Here is a 23,982-nt window from a genome sequence, read left to right as displayed (position 1 = left end):
GCGAGGGAGACAAGGCGGTGCTACGGGGTTTCGGAGACCTGGAGGCCGAGATCATGGACCGGCTCTGGACCTGGAACCGGCCGGCCACGGTGCGCGAGGTCGTGGACGACCTGCAGCGGCAACGGGCGGTCGCGTACACCACCGTCACCACGGTCGCCGACATCCTGCACACCAAGGGCTGGCTGCGCCGCGACAAGATCGGCCGCGCCTGGGTGTACGAACCGACCTGCACCCGCGAGGAGTACACCGCCCGGCTGATGCACCAGGCGCTGGAGACCACCCCCGACCGCACCGGCGCGCTGCTCCGCTTCGCCGACCGGATCAGCGGGGACGAGGCCTCCGCCCTGCTCGCGGCCCTCGGACGGGTGAAGTCCTGCGGCCCGGAGTGACCCTCGCCCGCTGATCCACCCGCCGGGGTCGTGGCGTGAGCCCGAAAAACGGCGGAGGCCCGGAACTCCGAACGCCCGGAACTCCGCAAGCCCGAGCTCGGGGGTCGGGGCCCCGAAACGCCGGAGGCCCGCCACCGCCGAAGCGGGAGCGGGCCGTCGCGTACGCGGTCAGGCCGGGCGGACGGCGCCCATGTACTTCATCGCCGAGATCGGGAGCACCTCGATGTTCTTGCCGGTGCGCGGCGCGTGGATCATCTTGCCGTCGCCGATGTACAGGCCGACGTGGTGCAGGTCGTCGTAGAAGAAGACCAGGTCGCCGGGCTGGAGGTTGGCGCGGTCGACGTGCGGGCCGGAGTTCCACTGGTCCTGGGACATCCGGGGGATCGTGACGCTCGCCGCGCGGTAGGCCATGCTGGTGAGGCCGGAGCAGTCGAAGCTGTCCGGGCCGGTCCTGCTCCAGCCGTACGGCTTGCCGAGCTGGGCCTGGGCGAACGCGAGGACGGCGGCGGCCCGACCACTGGCGGCCGGCAGCGGGGCGCTCAGGTCGGGGCGGTCGGCGGAGCGGGAGGAACGGTCGGCCGCGGCGGCGCCGGCTGCGCCTGCGGCGGCGGCCTGCTTGGCCTCGGCCTTGGCCTTCTCCGCGGACTGCTGGGCGTTGATCCTGGCGCGGTCCTCGGCGCTGAGCTTGTTCAGCATCTCCTGCGCCTTGGCCAGCTTGGTCTGGATGTCGTTCTTCTGCCCCGCCAGCTGCTTGCCGACCGAGTCGAGCTGGGCGAGGGTCGCGGTGGCCTCGGCGCGGTCCTGGTCGAGCTTGCGCTGCTCGTCCTGGGCCTGCTTCAGCAGGTTCGCCTGGGAGTCGGCCACCTGGTTCTGCACCGCGGCGCGCTCCAGGTAGGCGGACGGGTCGGAGTCGAGCATCAGCTGGACCGACGCGTCGATGCCGTTGGTCCGGTACTGGTCGGCGGCGACCGCGCCGAGCCGGGTCCGCAGCTCGTTCATGGCGTCCTGGCCGCGGACGACCTTGTCCTGGATCTGGCTGGCCTCGCCCTGGAGCTTCTGCTGCTTGGCCTGGAAGCCGTTGTACTGCTCGACGGACTGCTCGGCCTCCTCGTTGAGCTTGTCCACCTGCTCCTTGACGGAGGCGAGCGTCGGCGCGGGCTCGGCGTGGGCGGTGCCCGAGGCGAGGACCGCGCTGCCGGCCGCCATGGCCGTGGTGAGGACCGCCATGCGGGCCCGGCTGGGGGGGCTGGTCTTGCGGCGCTTTCCCATGGGCGGTCGGCTCTCTTTCGGGGGAATCCGGCGACGGCACGAACAGGCCGGGGGACGGCGAAGGCGGGCAGGACGCGCAACGGGGGGATGCTGCCCCACCCACCTTCTTCGAAGTAACTTAATAGATGAGGGCCGGAGTTCCGCAATCCCCCTGATCATGACGTTTCGGTGCCATGACGGGACGTCGATCGCGGTGCGTGCCATCGCTGTTGACTACGGACGGCACCCGGGCGCGGGTTCAATCGCCGCCGCCTTCGCCGTCACGTCCCGCCTCCTTCGCCGCGGCACCCCCCGCCGGACCCGCGAGCCGCGGCCCATGGCACCACCCGCCCCACGGTGTGACAAGAACCGCCAAATCGAGGGAAAGGTCACACACGCCTCCCCTCCTGCAGCCCTGCGAACGGGCGCTAACCTGCGGACATGAAGGTCCCGCCCGAAGGGCTCCCCCTCGCCGCCGAGTTCCCGGCTGCGCACCGTGAGCAGTGGCAGCAGCTCGTGCAGGGCGTGCTGCGCAAGTCCGGTGCCCAGCCCGAGGACGGCGCCGCCGCCGAGCAGACACTCACCACCAAGCTCCAGGACGGGCTCAGCGCACGCCCGCTGTACACCTCCGACGACACCGCGGTCGACCCCGGGTACCCGGGCTTCCCGCCGTTCGTCCGCGGCGGCCGGCCGCAGGGCTCCGCCGTCGCCGGCTGGGACGTCCGGCAGCGGCACGCCGACCCGGACCGTCGGCGCGCCAACGAGGCCGTGCTGGCCGACCTGGAGAACGGCGTCGGCTCGCTCTGGCTGGAACTGGGCGGCGAGGCCCTCCCGCTGGACGCCCTGCCCGAGGCACTGAGCGGCGTGTACCTGGACCTGGCCGCCGTCGCACTCGACGCCGGACCCGAATTCACCGACGCCGCCGAGCAGTTGTTCAAGCTCTACGAGCAGCGCGAGGTCTCCCCCGGCGCCGCCTCCGGCAACCTCGGCGCCGACCCGCTGGGCCTGCAGGCCCGCACCGGCGACACCACCCGCACCGACGCGCTGCTCGCCGAGGCCACCGTGCTGGCCGCCCGCTGCGCCGCCGACTACCCGAACGTCCGGGCGCTGACCGTCGACGCCCTGCCGTACCACGAGGCCGGCGCCTCCCCAGCCCAGGAACTGGGCTGCTCGCTCGCCACCGGCGTCGCCTACCTGCGCGGCCTGACCGCGGCCGGGCTGCCGGTGGACGCCGCGCTCGGCCAGCTGGAGTTCCGCTACGCGGCGGACGCCGACCAGTTCCTGACGATCGCCAAGTTCCGTGCCGCGCGCCGCCTTTGGGCCCGCGTCGCCGAGGTGTCCGGGGCGTCCCCGGAGGCCTCGGCGCAGCGTCAGCACGCCGTCACCTCCCGAGTGATGATGACCGCCCGCGACCCGTGGGTGAACATGCTGCGCACCACCGTCGCCTGCCTGGCCGCCGGAGTCGGCGGCGCCGACGCCGTCACCGTCCTGCCCTTCGACAGCGCGCTCGGCCAGCCGGACGCCTTCGCCCGCCGGATCGCCCGCAACACCCAGTCGATCCTGCTGGAGGAGTCCCACCTGGCCCGGGTGATCGACCCGGCCGGCGGCTCCTGGTACGTCGAGCAGCTCGGCGAGGAGCTGGCCCGGGCCGCCTGGGCCTGGTTCCAGGAGATCGAGCGGGCCGGCGGCCAGCAGGCCGCACTCGGCTCCGGCCTGGTCGAGGAGCGGATCGCCGCCACCTGGGCGGAGCGGTCGGTCAAGCTCGCCAAGCGGCGCGAACCGGTCACCGGCGTCAGCGAGTTCCCGCACCTGGACGAGCAGCCGCTGGTCCGCGAGCCGGCCCCGGCCGCGCTCTCCGGCGGCCTGCCGCGGGTGCGCCGCGCCGAGGCGTACGAGGCGCTGCGCGACCGCTCGGACGCCCACGCCGCCGTACACGGTGCCCGCCCGGCCCTGTTCCTCGCCTCGATCGGCACCGCCGCCGCGCACACCGCGCGCACCACCTTCGCCGCCAACCTGTTCCAGGCGGGCGGCATCGCGACGACCTCCCTCGAGTCCGTCGACCCGGCCGCGTTCGCCGAGGCGTTCACCGCCTCCGGCGCCACCGTCGCCTGCCTCTGCTCCAGCGACGCCCTGTACGGCGAGCACGCCGCGGCCGTCGCCGGCGCGCTGAAGGCGGCCGGCGCCACGAAGGTCCTGCTCGCCGGACGGCCCGGTGAAGTACCCGACGGAGTGGACGAGTTCATCTACGCGGGCGGGGACGCGGTCGCCGTCCTGACCTCCCTGCTGGACCAGATCACCGGCGCGAGCGACGCCGACGAGAGCAAGGTGGCTCGATGATCCCCGACTTCACCGGAATCTGGCTGGACGGCGACGCCTCCGGCGTCACCGACACCCAGTGGCAGGCCGCCTGGCGCCGGTCCACCGGCAAGAACGTCGACGAGCTCGTCTGGGACACCCCCGAGGGCATCGGCGTCAAGCCGCTGTACACCGCCGAGGACCTCGCCGGGCTGGACTTCCTGGAGACCTACCCGGGCGTCGCCCCGTACCTGCGCGGGCCGTACCCGACCATGTACGTCAACCAGCCGTGGACCGTCCGCCAGTACGCGGGCTTCTCCACCGCCGAGGAGTCCAACGCCTTCTACCGCCGCAACCTCGCGGCCGGCCAGAAGGGCCTCTCGGTCGCCTTCGACCTGCCGACCCACCGCGGCTACGACAGCGACCACCCCCGCGTGACCGGCGACGTCGGCATGGCGGGCGTCGCCATCGACTCGATCTACGACATGCGCCAGCTGTTCGACGGCATCCCGCTCGACAAGATGTCGGTGTCGATGACCATGAACGGCGCCGTGCTGCCCGTCCTGGCGCTGTACATCGTCGCCGCCGAGGAGCAGGGCGTACCGCCCGAGAAGCTGGCCGGGACCATCCAGAACGACATCCTCAAGGAGTTCATGGTCCGCAACACCTACATCTACCCGCCGCAGCCGTCGATGCGGATCATCTCGGACATCTTCGCGTACACCTCGCAGAAGATGCCCCGGTACAACTCGATCTCCATCTCCGGCTACCACATCCAGGAAGCCGGCGCGACCGCCGACCTGGAACTGGCCTACACCCTCGCCGACGGCGTCGAGTACCTGCGCGCGGGCCTGGAGGTGGGACTGGACGTGGACGCCTTCGCGCCCCGCCTGTCGTTCTTCTGGGCGATCGGCATGAACTTCTTCATGGAGGTCGCCAAGCTGCGCGCGGCCCGGCTGCTCTGGGCCAAGCTGGTCAAGCAGTTCGACCCGAAGAACCCCAAGTCGCTGTCGCTGCGCACCCATTCGCAGACCTCCGGCTGGTCGCTCACCGCGCAGGACGTGTTCAACAACGTCACCCGCACCTGCGTCGAGGCGATGGCCGCCACCCAGGGCCACACCCAGTCGCTGCACACCAACGCCCTCGACGAGGCGCTCGCCCTGCCCACCGACTTCTCCGCGCGCATCGCCCGCAACACCCAGCTGCTGCTGCAGCAGGAATCCGGCACCTGCCGGGTCATCGACCCGTGGGGCGGCTCGGCGTACATCGAGAAGCTCACCAACGACCTCGCCACCCGGGCCTGGCAGCACATCCAGGAAGTCGAGGCGGCCGGCGGCATGGCCAAGGCCATCGACGCCGGCATCCCCAAGATGCGCGTCGAGGAAGCCGCCGCCCGGACCCAGGCGCGCATCGACTCCGGCCGCCAGCCGGTGATCGGCGTCAACAAGTACCGGGTGGAGAGCGACGAGCAGATCGACGTCCTCAAGGTCGACAACTCCTCGGTGCGGGCCCGGCAGATCGAGAAGCTGCGCCGGCTGCGCGAGGAGCGCGACGAGGCCGCTTGCCGCGACGCGCTGACCGCGCTCACCCGGGCCGCCGAGGCCGGACCGCAGCGCGACGGCTCGCTGGACGGCAACCTGCTGCACCTGGCCGTCAACGCGGCCCGGGCCAAGGCCACCGTCGGCGAGATCTCCGACGCCCTCGAGACGGTGTACGGCCGCCACTCCGGCCAGATCCGTACCATCTCCGGTGTGTACCGAGACGAAGCGGGCCCGTCGGCCTCCCTCCAGCGCACCCGCGACCTGGTCGAGCGGTTCGAGCAGGCCGAAGGCCGCCGCCCGCGCATCCTGGTCGCCAAGATGGGCCAGGACGGCCACGACCGCGGCCAGAAGGTCATCGCCACCGCCTTCGCCGACCTCGGCTTCACCGTCGACGTCGGCCCGCTGTTCCAGACCCCGGCCGAGGTCGCCCGCCAGGCCGTCGAAGCGGACGTCCACATCGTCGGCGTCTCCTCGCTGGCCGCAGGCCACCTCACCCTGGTGCCCGCCCTGCGCGCCGAACTCGCCGCGGCCGGCCGCGAGGACATCACCATCGTCGTCGGCGGGGTCATCCCCCCGCAGGACTTCGAGGCTCTCTACGAGGCGGGCGCGGCAGCGGTGTTCGGCCCCGGCACGGTCATCCCGGACGCGGCAAGCGACCTGCTGACGGCCCTGGCCGCCGAACTCGGCCACGAGCTGTGAGCCTTTGATCGTATGCCTCCGCGGACGATCGACCTCGACAGCTATGTGACCGGCGTCCTGGACGGCTCGCGCGCCTGGATCGCGCGAGCCGTCACCCTCGTCGAATCCTCCCGGCCCGACCACCGCGCGCTCGCGCAGCAACTGCTCCAACGGCTGCTGCCGCACGCGGGCGGCGCGGTCCGGGTCGGCATCACCGGGGTGCCCGGCGTCGGCAAGTCGACCTTCATCGACTCCTTCGGCACCATGCTGACGGCGCTCGGCCACCGGGTCGCGGTCCTCGCCGTCGACCCCACGTCCAGCCGGACCGGCGGCTCCATCCTGGGCGACAAGACCCGGATGGAGCGCCTGGCCGTCGACCCGCACGCCTTCGTCCGCCCGTCGCCGACCTCCGGGACCCTCGGCGGGGTCGCCAAGGCGACCCGCGAGTCGATGGTGGTGATGGAGGCGGCGGGGTACGACGTCGTCCTCATCGAGACGGTGGGCGTCGGCCAGTCCGAGACGGCCGTGGCCGGCATGGTCGACACCTTCCTGCTCCTCAGCCTGGCACGGACGGGAGACCAGCTGCAGGGCATCAAGAAGGGCGTCCTGGAGCTGGCGGACGTCATCGCCATCAACAAGGCCGACGGCCCACACGAACGCGACGCCGGCGCCGCGGCCCGCGAACTCGCAGGCGCCCTACGGCTGTTGCAGGCGCCGGACGCCGCGTGGACCCCACCCGTCCTGACCTGCAGCGGTCGCGAGAACGTCGGCCTCGATGTCTTGTGGGAACGCCTCCAGCAGCACCGCAAGGTCCTCGACGCCACCGGCGCCCTGGCGGCCAAGCGCCGCGACCAGCAGGTGGAATGGACCTGGGCCATGGTCCACGACCAGCTCTACGCCCGGCTGCACGAACACCCCGAAGTGCGGCGACTGGCCCCCGAGTTGGAGGCCCAGGTGCGAGCCGGCACCCTCCCCGCCGGCCTCGCCGCCCAACAGCTCCTGGACGCCTTCTTCGGCTGACAGTCACATCGCCCTGCGAACGCGGCCGGCACTACGCCACCTCGCACACCGAGCGGAGACCCTACGCCGTGCCCCACCCCCGCGTGGGGCACGGCGCTCCTGGCGGGGCGCCGGACAGTACCGGGGGCTGCTGCCGGCCCTCCGCGTGCCGGTGTTCGCCACACGGCCGCCTCTCGAGGAGACTGAACGGCGTGACTGATGTGCGAGAGATCCTGGACTACCAGACCTTCGGCCGAGCGGTACGCGAACTGGCGCAGACCATCGCCGACGACGGCTTCGAACCCGACCTCGTCCTGAGCATCGCCCGCGGCGGCGTGTTCGTGGCGGGCGGTCTGGCGTATGCGCTGGACTGCAAGAACATCCACCTGGTGAACGTCGAGTTCTACACGGGTGTGGGCACCACCCTCGACATGCCCGTCATGCTGGCGCCCGTCCCCGCGGCGATCGACTTCACCGACAAGAAGGTCCTGATCGCCGACGACGTCGCCGACACGGGCAAGACGCTGAAGCTGGTGCACGACTTCTGCCTCAGCCACGTCGCCGAGGTCCGGTCCGCCGTCATCTACGAGAAGTCGCACTCCCTGGTGAAGTGCGAGTACGTGTGGAAGCGGACCGACGACTGGATCGAGTTCCCGTGGTCGGCGCAGGATCCGGTCGTCAAACGTCCCGGCCAGGTGCTCGACGCCTGATCCGAGAAGGACAGCGCTGCCTTTCGTCGCCGCTGAGGCCGGAACGCGGCTCAGCGGCGACGGAGCGGTTCTGCGTCAGTGGGTTGCCCCCTCCGGGACGCGGAGGTCGGCGGTGCGGGTCGCAGCGGCGGTGAGGAGGGCGCGCAGGCCGTGGGCGACGGAGGCGGCCGGCAGCGAGGGCGTGGAGCCGTCGAGGACCTGTTCGGGCAGGGCGGGTATGTGGACGAACCCGCCGCGGGCGGTGGGGTGCTCGGTAGCGAGCAGGTGCATCAGGGCGTAGAAGACGTGGTTGCAGACGAACGTCCCGGCGGTGTGCGACAGGGAGGCGGGCACCCCGGCTTCCCGGACGGCGGCCACGCAGGCCTTGACGGGCAGGGTGGCGAAGTAGGCCGCGGGGCCGCCGGGGGCGACGGGCCGGTCGACCGGTCGCCGGCCCGCGTTGTCGGGGATGCGTGCGTCGTCGACGTTGATGGCGACGCGCTCGACGGTGACGTCCGGCCGGCCGGCTGCCTGGCCGAGGCAGACGACCAGGTCCGGGACGCACCGCTCCATCGCGGTGCGCAGTTCCTCGGCGGCCTGGCCGAAGACGCAGCTCAGCCGGGTGGCGGTGACCAGGAGTCCCTCGGGAGGGTTGTCGGCGACGAGACGGGCGACCTCCCAGGACGGGTTGACGTCGGCGCCGTCGAACGGTTCGAAGCCGGTGAGCAGGACCCTGGTCATGGGACGGCCTTTCTGGCGGAAGGGAAGAACGCGGGTCAGAACGCGAAGAGCGACATGATGGCGATGTTGCAGACCAGCAGCGCGCCGGCGGTGGGGAGTTGGGCCTTGATCGGCCCGTACTGGTCCTTGAGCTCGAGCAGCGCCGCCGGGACGAGGTTGAAGTTGGCCGCCATCGGCGTGACCAGCGTGCCGCAGAAGCCGGCCAGCATGCCCACGGCCAGGACCACGCCCGGGCTGCCGTGCAGTTGGGTGATCAGGATCGGCCAGCCGATCGCGGCGGTCATCACCGGGAAGGCGGCGAAGGCGTTGCCCATGATGATCGTGAACAGGGCCATGCCCACGCAGTAGAGCGCCACCGCCGCGTACTTGCTGCCGTCCGGCAGGAAGTGGATGGTGATCTTGCCGACTTGGGCGCCGACCCCGGCGCTCTGGAAGATCGAGCCCAGTACGGCGAGGAGTTGGGGCAGCAGCAGTGCCCAGCCCATGGACTCCAGCAGTCCGCGGCCGGAGTGGAGGGCGACTGCGGGGTTGCGCTCGCGGGTGAGCAGCAGCGCCAGGCCCAGAGCGACGAGTGAGCCGATGCCGAGCCCGAGGAGCGTCTCGCTGCCGGTCTGCAGCAGCAGGCCGCCGCCCAGGTGCACACCCTTGAGGAGCGTTCCGCAGGCCAGCGCGACCAGCGGGAGCGCCAACGCCGGGATGAACAGCCGGGTGCCGAGGCGCGCGGCGGAGGCGGCCCGGCGCTCGGGGGCGGCGGCAGTCGAGGTGCCGCGGCCGGTGAAGCCGAAGCCGGCCAGACAGATCATCACCAGGACGGCGACGCCCAGCGGCGCGGCGGGCGCGCTCTTGTCGGCGACCCACGTGCCGTAGACGAAGCTCGCACCGAGCAGGCCCCAGAAGGCGGCGCTGCCGTAGCGCTTGGGATTGCCGCGGTCCACGGCCATCTGCGCGGCCATCGCGAGGAAGACGGCTCCGGCCAGCCAGTACAGCCACTCGACCTTGATCACTTGCTGGTCTCCTCGATGCGGTCGGCAGTGGTCGCCTGGTCAGCTGTCGCGGGCAGGTCGCGGGCGAGGGCGCGGTCCAGGCGCAGCAGGCGCGCGCCGTGGATGAGGGTGGCGCAGACGGCGGTGGGGATGGCCCACAGGGCGAGCTGCACCGGCTCCAGGTCGGTGTGGTAGGTCGCGTCGACGAAGCCGGTGATCAGGAGGATCGAGCCGACGGCGAGGAAGCAGTCCTCGCCGAAGAACAGACCGACGTTGTCGGCGCTCGCGGCGAAGGACCGCACGCGTTCGCGGGCCTTGTCGGTCAGGGTGCCGTGGTGGCGTTCGGCGGCGGCCTCGGCCATCGGCGCGACCATCGGGCGCACCGCCTGGGCCGGTCCGCCGAGGCCGGTGAGGCCGAAGGCGGCGGTGAGCTGGCGGACCACCAGGTAGACCGCGAGTACGCGTCCGGCGCTGGCCTTGGCGAGTTTGTTCATCAGGGTGCGGGCCTGTTCCTGCAGGCCGTGGCGCTCCAGCAGGCCGATCACCGGCAGGGTGATCGCGAAGAGGGTCACCGAGCGGCTGGAGGCGAAGCCCGTGCCGAAGGCCTCCAGGACCCTCAGCGGGCTCATCCCGCCCAGAAGTCCGGTGAGGACGCCGGCGGCGCCGACGACGAGGAGCGGATTTCGCCGGGTGGCGAACCCGGCCACCACGACGAGGATGCCGACAAGAACGATCATGTTCCTGGCCGCCTTTCAGACGGGCCTCCGCCGTACGGGTGACCGTCTGGGGCGCCACGGGCGGAGGAGGTCGCGGCCTGGGTGGGCCGCGACCGTACGGGGGTTGCCGCGAGGCTAGGGGATTGTGGAACAATCCGACAAGAGTTCAGGAGGTGGAACGTGACCGGAGTTTTCGACGCGCTCGCGGCCGACCGGGGCCGGCTCGACCGCGCCAGCGCCGCCCAACGCGTGGCCGAGGTGCTGCGCGACCACATCACCGAAGGCCTGCTAGCCCCCGGCACCCGGCTGTCGGAGGAGGCGCTCGGAGAAGCGCTCACCGTCTCGCGCAACACACTCCGCGAGGCGTTCCGGCTGCTGGCCGACCAGCGGCTGGTCGTGCACGAGCTGAACCGGGGCGTGTTCGTCCGGATCCTCGAACCGGACGACGTCGCCGACATCTACACGCTGCGCCTCGCCCTGGAGACCGCCGGCGTACGTGCCCTGCACAGCGCCGCACCCGAGCGCCTGGCCGCGGTGCGCACCGCCCTGAGCTGCGCGGAGGCCGCCGAGGCGGTCGGCGACTGGGTCACCGTCGGCACCGCCGACCTGCACTTCCACCAGGCCGTCGCAGGGATCGCCGGCAGCCGGCGGATCGACGAGTGCATGGCCCGCCTGATGGCCGAACTGCGCCTGGCTTTCGCCGCCGTCCCCTCGGCGCGCGGGCTCCACGCACCGTTCCTGCGCCGCAACCAGACGCTCACCGGGCTGCTGGAGACGGGCGAGATCGACGACGCCGTGGTGGAGCTGACCAGGTACCTGGACGACGCGCGCGCGGTGATCGTCCGTGCGATGACGGACGGCCCCATGGCGGGCGGTGCCATGGCGGGCGGTGCCATGCCGGACGGCCCGGTGACGGGCAGCGCGAGATGACCCCGCCCGGGGGCGCTCCCGTTCCGGTCGTCGACCTCAACGCCGACCTCGGCGAGGGATTCGGCCGCTGGACGCTCACCGACGACGACGCCCTGCTGTCTGTGGTCACCAGCGCCAACGTCGCCTGCGGCTTCCACGCCGGGGACCCGACCACCATGCGACGGGTGTGCGAGCTGGCCGCGGAGCGGGGCGTGCGGATCGGCGCGCAGGTCTCCTACCGGGACCTCGCCGGGTTCGGGCGGCGGGCGATGGACGTCCCGCCGGACGAGCTGTCGAACGAAGTCGCCTACCAGATAGGGGCGTTGCAGGTGTTCGCGCGGGCAGCCGGAGCACACGTGGCGTACGTCAAACCGCACGGCGCGCTGTACAACCGGGCGGTGCACGACGAGGAGCAGGCGGAGGCGGTGGTCCGCGGCGTCCGCCTGGCCACGGGGGCACAGGAGCGGGCCCTGCCCGTACTCGGGCTTCCCGGTTCACGGCTGCACGAGGCGGCCGGGCGGGCCGGGCTGCCGGTGGTCGCCGAGGCCTTCGCCGACCGCGCGTACACCCCGCACGGCACGCTCGTCCCACGCCGCGAACCCGACGCCGTCGTCGACGACCCGGACGCGGTCGTCCACCGCTCGGTCGCCATCGCCCGGGACGGCGAGGTCACCGCGCGCACCGGCGACCGGATCCGGCTGCGGGCCCGTTCCCTGTGCGTGCACGGCGACACCCCTGGGGCCGCGGATCTGGCCCGACGGGTGCGAACGGCCCTGTGGACGGCCGGAGTCCGCGTCGAGGCGTTCGCGTGAGCGCCGAACGGACGGCGCAGACCGCGCAGATCGTGCGGGGCGCGCAGGCCGGGGCGAACAGGACCGACGGGATGAAGATGCGCGTCCTGCGGGTCGGTCTGGACGCGCTCCTGGTCGAGTTGGACGGCGCCGACGAGACGACCGCCTTCCACGCCGAACTCCGGCGCCGACGCGCGGCGTCCGAACTCCCGGCCGTCACCGAGGTGGTGCCCGCCGAACGGAGCGTGCTGCTCGACGGCGTGGCCGATCCCGACGCCCTGGCCGCCGAACTGGCCGGCTGGCGCGTGCCACCGCTGCGGGCGAGCGCCGACCGGACCGTGACCATCCCGGTGCGCTACGACGGTGCCGACGTCGCGGAGGTCGCCGCACTGTGGGGTGTCGCCGAGGACGAGGTCGCGCACATCCACTCCGCGACCGAGTTCCGCGTCGCCTTCAGCGGCTTCGCCCCCGGCTTCGGCTATCTGACCGGCCTGCCCGAGCGCTACCGGGTGCCCCGGCGGGCCGTCCCCCGCCCCGCCGTCCCGGCCGGGGCGATCGCCCTCGCCGGCCCGTACACCGGCGCCTACCCGCGCTCGTCCCCGGGCGGGTGGCAGCTGATCGGGCGCACCGACGCCGTGCTGTGGGACCCGTCCCGGGAACCCGCGGCCCTGTTCAGTCCTGGGACCCGGGTCCGGTTCGTGATCGAGGAAGCCTGACCACGAAAGCCCGGACGAGGAAGCCCGACCAAGGAAACCCGACCAAGGAAACCCGAACGAGGAAACCCGGACGAGGAAGCGTGATCGAGGGAGCATGACCGTCACCATCACCAGTTCCGGCCTGCTGACGACCGTCCAGGACCTCGGCCGGCCCGGGCACGCGCACCTGGGCGTGCCGCGCTCCGGCGCGCTCGACCAGCCCGCCCACCGACTCGCCAACCACCTGGTCGGCAACCCCGCGACGGCGGCCACCCTGGAGACCACCGTGCTGGGCTGCGCGGTGCGCGTGGACCGCGCCGTGACGGTGGCCGTGGCCGGCGCGCCGTGCGCCGTACGGGTCGACGGGCGGCCCGCCGCCTGGGCCGCCCCGGTGCGGCTGCCCGCCCGGGCGCTGTTGGAGGTGGGCCCCGCGACGCGGGGTGTGCGCAGCTACGTCGCCTTCGCGGGTGGGATCGCCGCCGCGCCGGTCCTCGGCAGCCGCTCGACCGATCTGCTCTCGGGGCTGGGCCCCGCTCCCGTGGCCCCCGGGGACGCGCTGCCGCTCGGCGATCCGGTCGGCCCGCCCGCCGGGGCGGACGTGGTGCCGACGCCCGCGCCGCCGGACCCACTGCTCCTGCCGGTGCTGTTCGGCCCGCGCGACGACTGGTTCACCACCCGCTCGCTCGCCGTCCTCACCGGCTCCGGCTACCGCGTCTCCCCCACCAGCAACCGGATCGGCCTGCGCCTGGACGGGCCGCCCCTGGAGCGCGCCCGCGTGGGCGAACTCCCCAGCGAGGGCATGGTCCTGGGCGCGGTCCAGGTCCCGCCCGACGGCCGCCCGGTGGTCTTCCTCGCCGACCACCCCACCACCGGCGGCTACCCCGTCATCGGCGTCGTCCCCGCCACCGCCCTCCCCGCCGTCGCCCAGGCCGCCCCGGGCACCCCGGTCCGCTTCACCCCGATGCGACGGCGCTGAGTCCGCTACTTCCGGCGGGCGAGCCTGGTCTCCGCCTTGAGGAGCAGCGGCATCAGGGCGTAGACGACGACGGGGACGACGAGGGCGGTCATGACCAGGGTGCGCAGGGGCAGGGGCAGGTTGCCGAGGTAGGGGCTGAGGAGGAGGAAGGCGGTGGTGATGGTCGGGTAGACGGCGAGCCAGGTGAGCAGGGCGCGGCGGTGGACCGACGGGGCGGCGGGGGTCGTCGCGGGTGCGGCCGGGGTGATGGTGTCGGTGGTCATGGCGCGGGTCCTCCCCTTGGTGAGCGGCTGGAGGCCAAATCTCCAACCCTTCGGTTGGAGTTTGGCACGGGCCGGCGCGGATGTCCAACCAAAGGGTTGGACATTTGGGATATCGTGGGGTCATGGCCTGGGACACCGCACGCACGCAGCAGCTCCTCCTCGACGCCGCGGTCGAGGAGTTCGCCGAGTTCGGCCCGGACGGGGCCCGGATCGCCCGGGTGGCGACCCGGGCGGGGGTGAACAAGGAGCGGATCTACCAGTACTTCGGCAACAAGGAGCAGCTGTTCTCCGCCGTGCTGACATCCGAACTCGGCAAGCTGGCGAAGGCGGTGCCGCTCGCGCCGACGGCGCGCCTGGACCTCGGCGACTACGCCGGGCGGGTCTTCGACTACCACTCGGCCAACCCGCACTTCTCCCGCCTGCTGGCCTGGGAGGGCCTGCAACGCGGCACGGAGGCCGAGGGGTTGGCGGCCGGCCCGGAACGCACCGCGCACTACGGCGAGAAGATCGCGGCCGTCGCCGCTGCCCAGCGCAGCGGCGAGGTGGCCGGTGAGGTGGATCCGGCACGGCTGATGTTCGCGGTGATCGGGCTGGTGAACTCCTGGTTCACGCTGCCGCAGATGGTCCGCCTACTGCTCTCCGGCCAGGCGGACCACGCGACGGACCGGGAGGCCGTGGTCACCTTCGTCCGTCGCCTGACGAGGCCCGCGAGCGACTGAGCAGCCGCGAACGGCCCGCCGACGCGGCCGGGTTCAGCGGCGGCGGGCGGCCTGGGCGGCCCGGCGGGTGGCAGGGTGTGCCCGGTGCACCCGGTGCAAAGGGTGTCAACGGCCGTGACGGGCAAGCACGGTGGGAACGCAGGGCGAACGGCCCCGGACCGGTCGACCGGTCCGGGGCCGTTCGCTTGACGGGCGTCAGGCGCTCTGGACGGCCGCGAAGCGGGCCGAGACGTCCTGCCAGTTGACGACGTCCCACAGGCGGGTGACGTAGTCCGGGCGGACGTTGCGGTACTGCAGGTAGTAGGCGTGCTCCCAGGCGTCGAAGGCGAGCAGCGGGGTGGTGTTCTGGCCCACGTTGCCGTGGTGGTCGTAGACCTGCTCGACGATCAGGCGCTGCCCGAGCGGCTCCCAGGAGAGGATGCCCCAGCCGGAACCCTGGACGCCGGTGGTGGCGGTGGTGAGCTGCTTCTTGAAGGCGTCGAAGCTGCCGAAGTGCTCGGTGATGGCGTCGGCCAGCTCGCCCTCGGGGCGGTCGCCGCCCTCCGGGGAGAGGTTCTGCCAGAACAGCGAGTGCAGGACGTGGCCGGACAGGTGGAACGCGAAGGTCTTCTGCAGGCCGACGAGGCCGCCGAACTGCTCCTTGTCGCGGGCCTCGGCGAGCTGGTCCAGGGTGTCGTTCGCGCCCTTGACGTAGGCGGCGTGGTGCTTGGAGTGGTGCAGCTCCAGGATCTCGGCCGACATGGCCCGCTCGAGCGCGGAGTAGTCGTACGGCAGGTCGGGAAGCGTGTAGGCGCCCATGGTGGGACACAGCCCTTTCGACGGATGGTGATGATCGTGCCGGGACAACACTATTGCGTATGAGTTGCAAGAACACAGCATGGGCTCCTGCTTATTCCTCACGCCGCCTCAGGCAGAACGGTCGCCAACGGACGTGACGGGCGACGAGGGTGAGTGACCGTGACGGTCGGCCGCCGCCCGCCGGATGGAGGCGCAGCGGGAGCCGCACGCGCCGGACGCGGCGGCCGCGTTGCAGGAGGCGATCGCGGACGTGCTGCCCCGGAAGGCGACCAGGGCCTGCATCGATCACGGGATCGGCACGCTGGTGGCGGCCGGCGGGGTCGCGGTTCTCACGCCGAGTGCGGGTTCCGTCGCCTGACAGCATGTCCGGTTGACTGCGCGTCCAGTTGACAGCGTGTCCGGTCGGGCAACGGTTCGGTCAAGCCGGTCGAAATTCCGCCCCCGGGACTTCCCTCCGCGTTGAACCATGTGCCATTTTACATGTCACACATCAGGACCGTGCGCCCCCACACCGCACAACCCTCACTGGCCCGGAGGCCCCCACCCCATGCGTCCCTTCCGGATAGCGAAGGCGAACGCGCGCAGACTCCCTGCGCTCGGCGCCGCCTTCTTCCTCGCCCTCGGACTCTTCGCGCCGCAGGCCCACGCCGCCGACAAGCCGTCGGCCCCCGCCCCCACGGGCAAGGCGGCCGCGCCCCGTGCGATCCCCGTGCCCAAGTCGCCCGACACCCCCAAGGACGCCCGCCCGCTGGCCTCCGACGCACAGGCCAAGCCGAACGCTCCGACGGGGGGCAGCACCGTCGGCACCGCGAAGGCGGCGAAGCAGTTCTCCGCCGCCGTCAACGCCTGTGACGTCTCCGCCTTCACCGGCAACTCCGGTGCCGCGCTGGTCCAGCAGGTCAAGTCGGCCGGGCTCGACTGCGTCAACTCGCTGTTCACGCTCACCGGCAACGACGCGAAGGGCGCCTTCAACGAGGCCCAGATGGCCACCGTCGCCAACGCCCTGCGCGACGTCTCCGCCGCCTACCCCGGGGACGACTCCACCGCGGCCGGCCAGCTGGTGCTCTTCCTGCGCGCCGGCTACTACGTGCAGTGGAACCACGCCGACGTCGTCGGCACCTACGGCACCAGCCTGCAGACCGCGATCCGCGGCGCGCTGGACGCCTTCTTCGCGGCCCCGCACAGCAAGGACGTCACCGAGGCCAACGGCCAGACCCTCGCCGAGGCCGTCACCCTGATCGACAGTGCCCAGGAGAACGCCCGCTACACCGGCGTCATCAAGCGCCTGCTCGACAGCTACTCCAGCGCCTGGACCGGCTCGATGGCCACCGCCGTCGCCAACACCGAGACCCTCATCTCCCGTGGCTTCGACCGGACGGACTTCGTCGCCGCGCTCCAGGCCGACCCCTCCTTCGCCACCAGCATGTCGTCCTTCGTCACCCGCAACAGCTCGCAGCTCACCGGCGGCGACACGGTGACGAGCGTCGGCATCCAGATCGGCAACCTGCTCGCCCATGACGCCACCAAGGCCCAGGGCCGGCCGATCGTCAAGGACCTGATCAACCGCTACCCGCTGGTCGGCGCCACCGGTCCGCTCACCATGAACCTGGTCTGGTTCGAGGAGAACAAGGACGCGGGCAACTGCGCCTACTACGGCACCTGCGACCTGCCCACCCGGCTCGTCCCGCTCGTGCTCACCATCGACCACACCTGCAACGCCAACCTGCGCATCCGCGCCCAGGACATGACCGCGCAGCAGCTCACCGACACCTGCACCAGCCTGATCAACCAGGACGCCTACTTCCACTCCGTGGTCAAGGACAACGGCCCGGTCGCGAACGACAACAACAACAGCCTCGAGGTCGTCGTCTTCGACGACTACTACAACTACAGCCTCTACGCCTGGCTGATGTACCACATCGCCGTGGACAACGGCGGCATGTACGAGGAGGGCGACCCGGCCAAGGCCGGCAACCAGGCCCGCTTCATCGCCCACGAGGCCTCCTGGCTGCGGCCCCAGTTCCAGATCTGGAACCTCAACCACGAGTACACCCACTACCTCGACGGCCGCTACGACTTCTACGGCAACTTCGACGCCGGCATGACCACCCCGACCGTCTGGTGGGTCGAGGGCCTGGCCGAGTACATCTCCTACAGCTACCGGGGCGTCCACTACGACGACGCGGTCACCCAGGCCGGCAAGGGCACCTACGCGCTGAGCACCCTGTTCGACAGCACCTACGACAACGCGGACTCCACCCGGATCTACAACTGGGGCTACCTGGCCGTCCGTTACATGCTCCAGTCGCACCCGCAGGACGTGACCGCGCTGCTCGCCAAGTACCGCGTGGGTGACTGGAACAGTGCCCGCACCCTGCTCAAGAGCACCATCGGCACCTCGTACGACGCCGACTTCGCCGCCTGGCTCAAGGCCTGCGCCGCCGACAACTGCGGCTCCCTGCCCACCAACCAGGCTCCGCTGTGCACCGCCGCCGACGCCCGGCAGTTCGACAAGAACTGCCGCCGCGACGGCGTGGCCGCCACCACCGGGAACTACAGCTACAGCTTCCTGAACCTGCCCGCCGGCGTGAAGCAGCTGACCATCACCACCAGCGGCGGCACCGGCAACGCCGACCTCTACTACAACGGCGGCGCCTGGGCCACCACCGGCTCCTACCAGGCCAAGTCCACCAACAGCGGCAACGGCGAGACCCTCACCATCACCAACCCGCCGGCCGGCTGGGTGTACTTCAGCCTCTACGGTCAGCAGGGCTTCGGCGGCGTCACCGTCACCACGACCTACAACTGACCACCTGGGCAGCTGAGAACGAGCACCGAGCACCGAGCACGTCCGTACGTACCGGAGGGCCCCGCGGCGACGCGGGGCCCTCCCCCGTTTCCGCTCGGGCCCCCGTTCCCACTCACCCCGCCCCGCCCACGCCGCCTCGCCTACGCCGCCGACCAGGTGACCGTCGGCGGGCGGACGGCGGCGCACAGCGGGTGGCCCTTCGCGTCCGTCAGTCCGAGGCGGGCGACCAGCAGGCCGGTCCGGGCGGCCTCCTCGGCGGTTTCCCGGTCGATCGCCTCCAGCAGCAGCTTCGCCCGGCGGAACAGCTCCCGGTCGTCCCCGGCCACCCAGTTCAGGTAGACGAACCGCCCGCCCGGGCCGCCCTGGACGTACCGGCCGGTGATGTCCACCCGGCCGTCCGGCAGCGGCTTCACCGCGCACTCCAGCGACCACCTCGCCCGCCCCGCGTCCCCGGGCTGCGGGTCCAGCAACTCGGCGGGCCTGCCCCGGCGTTGGACGGCGACGTGGATGTCCCGGTACCCCGGGAAGTCCGGGCCGGCACCGCGCTCGCGGCCGGGCAGGTCGGTGGCCTCGATCCTCAGCTCCATACCGCTATCGTCCCCCACCCGTGGCCCTTCCGAAGCAGGGTTATAACAATTTCCCCAAAGAATGGGCCGTTAACGTTGCACAGAGGTCCGATCATCATCAACCGAAGGGGTGTCAAAAACCCGCACCTTCGGTTAGGGTCCAGAGACAGATGAAGCCGTTCCGATTCCACACGGGAATTCGAATGGACTCACGGCCAGGGCGTGGCTGTTTTGCCACGCCCGCAATCACAGAATGGAGACAGCCATGAAGATGATCAAGGCGATCGCCAAGAAGTTCAAGAAGAACGAGGACCTCGCTGCCCACGCGTGGATCCTGCACGTCATCTGATGCACCACCGTCGGGGGGGGGGGGGGGGGGGGGGGGGCGCGGGCGCCCCCCCCCCCCCCCCCCCCCCCACGACGCGCATCGAACGCATTCCATCGCCATTCCGATAAAGGCGGGATTCTCGTGGAAGAAATTGCGGCGACACCGGTCCGCGACCATTCCCTCGTGTTTGCCCCTCGGATCCGGGACCTGCTGGCCCGGGAAGAAAGGGTATTCCGGATCGACGCCACCACGGTCGGTGTCTCCGACTGCCACCTGATGGCCGAAACCGTCGCGGCGCGCCCCGTGCTGTCCGCGGAGCGCTCGGTCTACAAACCCGCCGCGGGCGCCGACATCCCCCACGACAGCGCCACCCGCACGATCCGCGCACTGGGGCAGGACGTCATGGCGGGCATCCGGACGCCGCCGCCCCCGGCGCGCGGGCTGTCCGGCGCCTGGCCCTACGCGCCCACCTCCTACCTGCGCGGCTGGCTCTTCTCGTCCGACCCCCTGCCGGTCTCCCTGCTGTCGAAACGCGGCGTCACCCGCTCCGACACGCTCTCCCGGCTCGTCGACCGCGCCGTCACCATCTGGCCGGGATCCGAGGCCGAGGGCGGGTCGACCGCACTGGCCCAACTGATCCGCGCGGCTTCCGACCCGCTGGAGCGGAAGCAGGCCATCGCCATGTACCGGCGGGCGACGGCCACCCTCTGCGACGGCGTGGCCGCACTGGCCGGCAACGCCCTGTGGCTGCTGCGGCAGGAGCCGGAACGCGACCACGCGGCGGAGACCCCCGGCCTCACTGCGGTCCTGTGGGAGACGCTGCGACTGCTCCCGCCCGCGTGGATGCTGTGGCGCAACGGCGGGGACGCGTACACCCGGCTGCACCCCGAGATCCGCCCCGAGGACAACGTCGCGCTCTTCCCGCTCCTGATGCACCGCCACCCGGACTACTGGTCCGACCCGCTGGAGTTCCGCCCCGAACGGTGGACCGGGGTGGCGGACCCGGAGAAGACACCCGGTTTCATGCCGTTCGGGTTCGACGGCGCCCGCTGCTGGGCCAAGCACCTGGTCGTCCCCCTGGCCGAGCGCCTGCTGACCGTCGCCTTCGACAACGGACTCGTCATCCGCGGACCGCGGCAGGACGCCCCCGTCCCCCTGCGCTCCCTGCTCTCCGTCCGCTTCGAGGCGGCAGCGGGGACAGCGGGGGCATGACCCGGCACACGACCGGCGGCATGATCCGGCGGCTCCGGGCGGAGACCGTCAGCCCCGAGCACCGAACACCCTGACACCACAGGACACATCATGGAATCGCCCACGCTGGCCGACTGGGTCGGCGACGTCGAAAGCTTCGCCGGCCGCCGGTGGCAGCGCGAGCCCGCGGTCTTCACCCCGGGGGCCCTCGCCTCGCCCTTCGACCTCGACGCGCTGGACGCCGCCTTCGACGGAGGGCTGCTGCGCACCCCGTACCTGGAGATGGTCCGCTCCGACAAGGTCACCGTCCCGCCCGAGGCCTACACCACGTCACGCGTGGTCAACGGCGTGACGTACGACGGCTACGCCGACCGCGCGAAGGTCCTCGCGCGCCTGCACGCCGGGGCGACCCTGCTGCTGCGGTGCGTCGACCAGTGGCACCGCCCGACGGGCGAGCTGGTGGCCCGGCTGTCCGAGGAGCTCGACCGGCGCGTGGAAGCGTTCTTCTTCCTCACCCCGGCCGGCGGTCAGGGGCTCGCAGTGCACCGCGACGACGCGGACGTGTTCGTCCTCCAGGCGGCCGGACGCAAGACCTGGTACGTCCACGACGCCCCGACCGTGGCGGACTGGTCGCTGGGCGAACTCCCCGACGACGAGCACTCGCCGCGCCTCCTGCACCGCGTCCTCGAACCCGGCGACGTCCTCTACGTCCCGCGCGGCTTCGCCCACCGCGCGGTCGGCGCCGCCGGACTGTCCGCCCACCTGTCGCTGACGATCCGCGACCTCTCCCTGCCGGACCTGCGGACGGCTCTCGCCCGGCGGCTGACCGAAGGGCTGGACCTCCCGGCCCGCCCACTGGGCCAGGCCGCGATCGCCGACGCCTGCGCCACGCTCCTCGGCCACGTCCGGGCCGAGGCCGACACGATCGGACCGGAAGACCTGCTGCTGGCCGCCCGGGCGGCCACCCGGGCCGGGGAGGCGCGGCAACCGGTCGGACCGCCCCGGGCGGAGACCTTCACCGAGGCGGCCCGCACCTGGGAGACCGGAGGACCCGACGCCGGGCACGCCGGGCTTGGCCCGGTCGGCCGCACCTGGCGCAGGCTGCGCGACGCGGCCCGCACCACGACCTGACGCACGGCGCCGGGCCACCGGACCGGGGGCACAGCGCCCCCGGTCCCCTGGTCCACCGCCCCCGGCCTCCCGGTCCACCAGTCCACCAGTCCTCCGGTTCGACCGGGGCCGACGGTTCAGTCGCGCGTCAGCTCTCCTCCCCCGCCGCGCGCTGGGCCGGCACGGTCCGGTCCCGCTGGAGGTCGAGCAGTTCGCGGAACAGGCCGTCGTCGCGGGCGGCGAGTTCGGCCCAGGTGCCGGCCTGGACGATCCGGCCCTTGTCCATCACGATCACCCGGTCCGCGACCGCCGCGTTGGCGATGTTGTGGGTGACCAGGAGGGTGATCCGCCCCGGGGCGAGGGCGCGCAGGGAGTGCAGGATGCGATGCTCGGCGCGCGGGTCGAGGTCGGAGGTCGGCTCGTCCAGGATCAGCAGGCCCGGGCTGCGCACCGTACGGTAGAGCGCCCGCGCCACCGCCGCGCGTTGCCAGCCGCCGCCGGACAACTCGGCGCCGCCCCACCAGCCTTGGGCGAGCAGCGTGCGCCAGCCGGAGCGCAGCCGGCCGACGATCTCGTCGAAGCCGGTCCGCGCCGCCGCCCGTTCGACGTCGGCCATCACCCGGTCGGTGAGGTGGCCCAGGTGGACGTTCTCGGCGGCGCCCAGCGGCCAGCGGGCGAACTCCTGCGGCACCCGGGCCACCCGGGACCACATGCCGTCGGCGTCCAGCTCCTCCACCGGCACGCCGTCCCAGGTGATCCGGCCCGACTGCGGCAGGTAGAGGCCGGAGAGCAGCTTCAGCAGGGTCGACTTGCCGCTGCCGTTCTGCCCGATGACGGCCACCACTTCGCCCGCCCGCAGTGTCATGCTGACGCCGTCCAGCGCGGGCTCCTGCTGCTCGCCCGGGTAGGCGTGCCTCAGGTCGCTCACCTCAACCAGCTGCGGGGCTCCGGGGACGAGGTGGCCGCGCCGGATGCGGTGGCCGCCGGCCTCGTCCAGGAAGGTGAAGTAGTCGTCCAGGTAGAGGCCCATCCGGTACAGCCGGGCGCCGTTGCCGACCAGGCCCTGCAGCCCGGAGGAGGCCGTCCGCAGCGCGAAGGTGGCGGTGCCGGCGGCGGCCAGGTCGATCCGGCCGCTCGCCACCAGGTAGAGCAGGGTGCCCCAGATCAGCGCGCTGCCGGCCCCGGTGGGCCGAGCGCGGCCAGCAGCGACACCTTGGCCGCCTCCCGGGTCGCCCGGTCGGTGGCCGCGACGATCTTCGCCTCGGCGCGGCGGTACTTGGCCATCAGGAACGGGGTGACCTGGTCCGAACGGACCTGGTCGGCGCGGGTCTTGTCGATCAGGAACCACCGGTAGACGCGCAGCGCCCCGCGGTCCTCGTTGGTGATCACCGCCGCCAGGTAGTGGATCCGGGCAGTGCGGACGGCCGCCACCCCGGTCGGCACCGAGCCGAGCAGCAGCAGCGGCACCAGCCAGGGGTGCAGCGTCGCCAGGACGCCCGCGGCGGCGGCCAACGAGACGGTGGAGGCGATCACGTCCTGGGCGTTGGAGAGCAGGTCGGGCGTGGTCGAGGCGCCCCGGTCGGCGGCCTCCCACTGCTCGTTGTACGCGGGCTCGTCGTACGCCTCCAGCTCGGCGGCGCACCCGGCCGCGATCAGCGCCAGCTCCGCCTCCCGGGTGATCCGCGGCGACACCCGGCCGGACAGGCCCACCACGGCGATGCCCAGCACGGCGCGCAGGGCCGCCGAGACGGTCAGCAGGACCAGCGACGGCGCGGCGGCGCGCAGGTGGTCGGTCACCGGACCGGGGACCAGCAGCGCGCCCAGCGTGCCGGTGGTGGCGTACAGCGCCAGCGCCCCGAACACGCCCGCCAGCGCCTGGCAGACCAGCAGCAGGACGGTGGACGTCCGGTCCGCCGCCCAGGCCAGCGTCATCGCCCGGCGCACCAGGTGCGGCAGGCGGCGCAGCATGGCGCCCGCCGACATCGACGCGCCGGCCTGGGCGCGGCGGTCGCCGGGGAAGCGGAGCCGCAGCTCCTCGTCGTGCTCCCTGTCGTGCGCCTTGTCGGGGTGCTCGTCGTGATGCGACTCGTACTGGTCGTCGTGGTGGTCGTCGTCGGGGGTGGTTGCGGGCTGCTCGGGTTTCACGACCTGGTCGGACACAGCGCTCCCTGTTCCCTGGTACGGCGGCCTGCGGCCGCGGCGGTTCCGCACGCGGGCAGCCCTCGTCGCCTGGTGGGCGTGGAGGGTCGGCAGCGGTGCCGGTGGGCACTCTGCGAGGGGCGGCTGCCGGTGCGGACCCCGATCCTGGCAGCGGCCCGCGGGGGTGTCCGGCGTGTCCCGGCCGGTCTCACTCGATCCGGGCGATTCCGTGTCGACGACGGCGAGTTGGTGGCAATCGATCACTCGGAAGGTTCGCGATGTTCGGTTCCACAGGACGCCGAGGCAGGCTGTTCAGCATGCGATCCGACAATCAGCGGGACGTCCCGCCCCTGTCGGCTCAGAAGGGGATCCCGTTCACCGACCCGACGGGGAACGGGATCCACCGCGT

At 72.3% G+C, this 23,982-nt stretch carries 22 protein-coding genes and 1 pseudogene; 14 read left to right on the top strand and 9 right to left on the bottom strand.

What is annotated here, in order from left to right; all coding sequences use genetic code 11:
• The first annotated feature begins 17 nt into the window (after positions 1-17).
• On the top strand, positions 18-389 hold the full coding sequence (locus ACZ51D_RS11630) for a BlaI/MecI/CopY family transcriptional regulator (RefSeq protein ID WP_360491830.1): 372 nt from the start codon (positions 18-20) through the stop codon (positions 387-389).
• 168 nt (positions 390-557) lie between these two features.
• Here ACZ51D_RS11630 and ACZ51D_RS11625 read toward each other — a convergent pair whose 3' ends face one another.
• Positions 558-1,658 (bottom strand): C40 family peptidase, encoded by a 1,101-nt coding sequence (locus tag ACZ51D_RS11625; RefSeq protein ID WP_465624850.1) that lies wholly within the window; start codon positions 1,656-1,658, stop codon positions 558-560.
• 420 nt (positions 1,659-2,078) lie between these two features.
• Between ACZ51D_RS11625 and ACZ51D_RS11620 the strand changes: the two genes are divergently transcribed.
• From ACZ51D_RS11620 to ACZ51D_RS11605, 4 genes are all read left to right on the top strand, one after another.
• Entirely contained in the window at positions 2,079-3,974 is a 1,896-nt protein-coding gene (locus tag ACZ51D_RS11620) for a methylmalonyl-CoA mutase subunit beta (RefSeq protein WP_465662009.1), read from the top strand.
• Positions 3,971-6,172: a methylmalonyl-CoA mutase gene (gene scpA, locus ACZ51D_RS11615; protein WP_465624846.1), complete on the top strand. Its 2,202-nt coding sequence runs from the start codon at positions 3,971-3,973 to the stop codon at positions 6,170-6,172. The genes ACZ51D_RS11620 and scpA overlap by 4 nt, the downstream gene beginning before the upstream one ends.
• 12 nt (positions 6,173-6,184) lie before the next feature.
• Positions 6,185-7,171 carry a methylmalonyl Co-A mutase-associated GTPase MeaB gene (meaB, locus tag ACZ51D_RS11610; RefSeq protein WP_465662007.1) on the top strand — a complete coding sequence of 329 codons (987 nt, stop codon included), beginning with the start codon at positions 6,185-6,187 and terminating at the stop codon, positions 7,169-7,171.
• Between the two features lie 191 nt (positions 7,172-7,362).
• Positions 7,363-7,860, top strand: a complete 498-nt coding sequence (locus ACZ51D_RS11605; RefSeq protein ID WP_188305542.1) for a phosphoribosyltransferase — start codon at positions 7,363-7,365, stop codon at positions 7,858-7,860.
• Positions 7,861-7,935: 75 nt separating this feature from the next.
• Here the strand turns inward: ACZ51D_RS11605 and pcp are convergent, their stop codons facing one another.
• Genes pcp through ACZ51D_RS11590 form a run of 3 tightly spaced genes read right to left on the bottom strand, consistent with a single transcriptional unit; the run spans position 7,936 to position 10,300 of the window.
• A complete protein-coding gene (gene pcp, locus ACZ51D_RS11600; RefSeq protein ID WP_465662005.1) occupies positions 7,936-8,580 on the bottom strand; it encodes a pyroglutamyl-peptidase I in 645 nt (214 codons plus the stop codon).
• Between the two features lie 35 nt (positions 8,581-8,615).
• Entirely contained in the window at positions 8,616-9,584 is a 969-nt protein-coding gene (locus tag ACZ51D_RS11595; RefSeq protein ID WP_465626119.1) for a DUF979 domain-containing protein, read from the bottom strand.
• Positions 9,581-10,300, bottom strand: coding sequence for a DUF969 domain-containing protein (locus tag ACZ51D_RS11590; protein ID WP_465626117.1), 720 nt, complete (start codon positions 10,298-10,300; stop codon positions 9,581-9,583). The genes ACZ51D_RS11595 and ACZ51D_RS11590 overlap by 4 nt, the downstream gene beginning before the upstream one ends.
• 159 nt (positions 10,301-10,459) lie before the next feature.
• Here ACZ51D_RS11590 and ACZ51D_RS11585 point away from each other — a divergent pair, with 159 nt between their 5' ends.
• The 4 genes from ACZ51D_RS11585 to ACZ51D_RS11570 all read left to right on the top strand — a co-directional run bounded on the left by ACZ51D_RS11585 (position 10,460) and on the right by ACZ51D_RS11570 (position 13,650).
• Entirely contained in the window at positions 10,460-11,209 is a 750-nt protein-coding gene (locus tag ACZ51D_RS11585) for a GntR family transcriptional regulator (protein ID WP_465662003.1), read from the top strand.
• Positions 11,206-12,000 carry a LamB/YcsF family protein gene (locus tag ACZ51D_RS11580; protein ID WP_465662002.1) on the top strand — a complete coding sequence of 265 codons (795 nt, stop codon included), beginning with the start codon at positions 11,206-11,208 and terminating at the stop codon, positions 11,998-12,000. Before ACZ51D_RS11585 ends, ACZ51D_RS11580 begins: the two co-directional genes overlap by 4 nt.
• A 71-nt stretch (positions 12,001-12,071) precedes the next feature.
• Positions 12,072-12,695, top strand: a complete 624-nt coding sequence (locus ACZ51D_RS11575) for a 5-oxoprolinase subunit B family protein (RefSeq protein WP_465662040.1) — start codon at positions 12,072-12,074, stop codon at positions 12,693-12,695.
• 94 nt (positions 12,696-12,789) lie between these two features.
• A complete protein-coding gene (locus tag ACZ51D_RS11570) occupies positions 12,790-13,650 on the top strand; it encodes a 5-oxoprolinase subunit C family protein (protein WP_465662000.1) in 861 nt (286 codons plus the stop codon).
• A 5-nt stretch (positions 13,651-13,655) separates the two neighbouring features.
• Here ACZ51D_RS11570 and ACZ51D_RS11565 read toward each other — a convergent pair whose 3' ends face one another.
• Positions 13,656-13,913, bottom strand: a complete 258-nt coding sequence (locus ACZ51D_RS11565; RefSeq protein ID WP_465626111.1) for a hypothetical protein — start codon at positions 13,911-13,913, stop codon at positions 13,656-13,658.
• A gap of 122 nt (positions 13,914-14,035) precedes the next feature.
• Between ACZ51D_RS11565 and ACZ51D_RS11560 the strand changes: the two genes are divergently transcribed.
• Positions 14,036-14,632 (top strand): TetR/AcrR family transcriptional regulator, encoded by a 597-nt coding sequence (locus tag ACZ51D_RS11560; RefSeq protein WP_465626109.1) that lies wholly within the window; start codon positions 14,036-14,038, stop codon positions 14,630-14,632.
• 195 nt (positions 14,633-14,827) lie between these two features.
• On the opposite strand, the gene ACZ51D_RS11555 is transcribed toward ACZ51D_RS11560, so the two are convergent.
• Positions 14,828-15,430 carry a superoxide dismutase gene (locus ACZ51D_RS11555; protein ID WP_465626107.1) on the bottom strand — a complete coding sequence of 201 codons (603 nt, stop codon included), beginning with the start codon at positions 15,428-15,430 and terminating at the stop codon, positions 14,828-14,830.
• Between the two features lie 163 nt (positions 15,431-15,593).
• Here ACZ51D_RS11555 and ACZ51D_RS11550 point away from each other — a divergent pair.
• A pseudogene (locus tag ACZ51D_RS11550) lies at positions 15,594-15,755 on the top strand (tRNA (adenosine(37)-N6)-threonylcarbamoyltransferase complex transferase subunit TsaD); the annotation flags it as partial.
• Between the two features lie 222 nt (positions 15,756-15,977).
• Positions 15,978-18,239, top strand: a complete 2,262-nt coding sequence (locus tag ACZ51D_RS11545) for a M9 family metallopeptidase (protein WP_465626105.1) — start codon at positions 15,978-15,980, stop codon at positions 18,237-18,239.
• A gap of 140 nt (positions 18,240-18,379) precedes the next feature.
• Here ACZ51D_RS11545 and ACZ51D_RS11540 read toward each other — a convergent pair whose 3' ends face one another.
• Entirely contained in the window at positions 18,380-18,826 is a 447-nt protein-coding gene (locus tag ACZ51D_RS11540; protein WP_465661998.1) for a DUF5990 family protein, read from the bottom strand.
• A 490-nt stretch (positions 18,827-19,316) separates the two neighbouring features.
• On the opposite strand from ACZ51D_RS11540, the gene ACZ51D_RS11535 reads away from it, so the two are divergent.
• On the top strand, positions 19,317-20,345 hold the full coding sequence (locus ACZ51D_RS11535) for a cytochrome P450 (RefSeq protein WP_465626101.1): 1,029 nt from the start codon (positions 19,317-19,319) through the stop codon (positions 20,343-20,345).
• Positions 20,346-20,435: 90 nt separating this feature from the next.
• Complete coding sequence (locus tag ACZ51D_RS11530; RefSeq protein ID WP_465661997.1) at positions 20,436-21,455, top strand: JmjC domain-containing protein; 1,020 nt, start codon at positions 20,436-20,438, stop codon at positions 21,453-21,455.
• A 127-nt stretch (positions 21,456-21,582) separates the two neighbouring features.
• Here ACZ51D_RS11530 and ACZ51D_RS11525 read toward each other — a convergent pair whose 3' ends face one another.
• On the bottom strand, positions 21,583-22,575 hold the full coding sequence (locus ACZ51D_RS11525) for an ATP-binding cassette domain-containing protein (protein WP_465661995.1): 993 nt from the start codon (positions 22,573-22,575) through the stop codon (positions 21,583-21,585).
• A 23-nt stretch (positions 22,576-22,598) separates the two neighbouring features.
• Positions 22,599-23,594, bottom strand: coding sequence for a hypothetical protein (locus ACZ51D_RS11520; RefSeq protein WP_465661994.1), 996 nt, complete (start codon positions 23,592-23,594; stop codon positions 22,599-22,601).
• Between the last annotated feature and the right edge of the window lie 388 nt (positions 23,595-23,982).

The sequence above is a fragment of the Kitasatospora sp. NPDC033851 genome, assembly GCF_055576085.1.
Note: the sequence above shows the minus strand (reverse complement) of the source record. Positions and strands in the feature narration are given on the sequence as shown.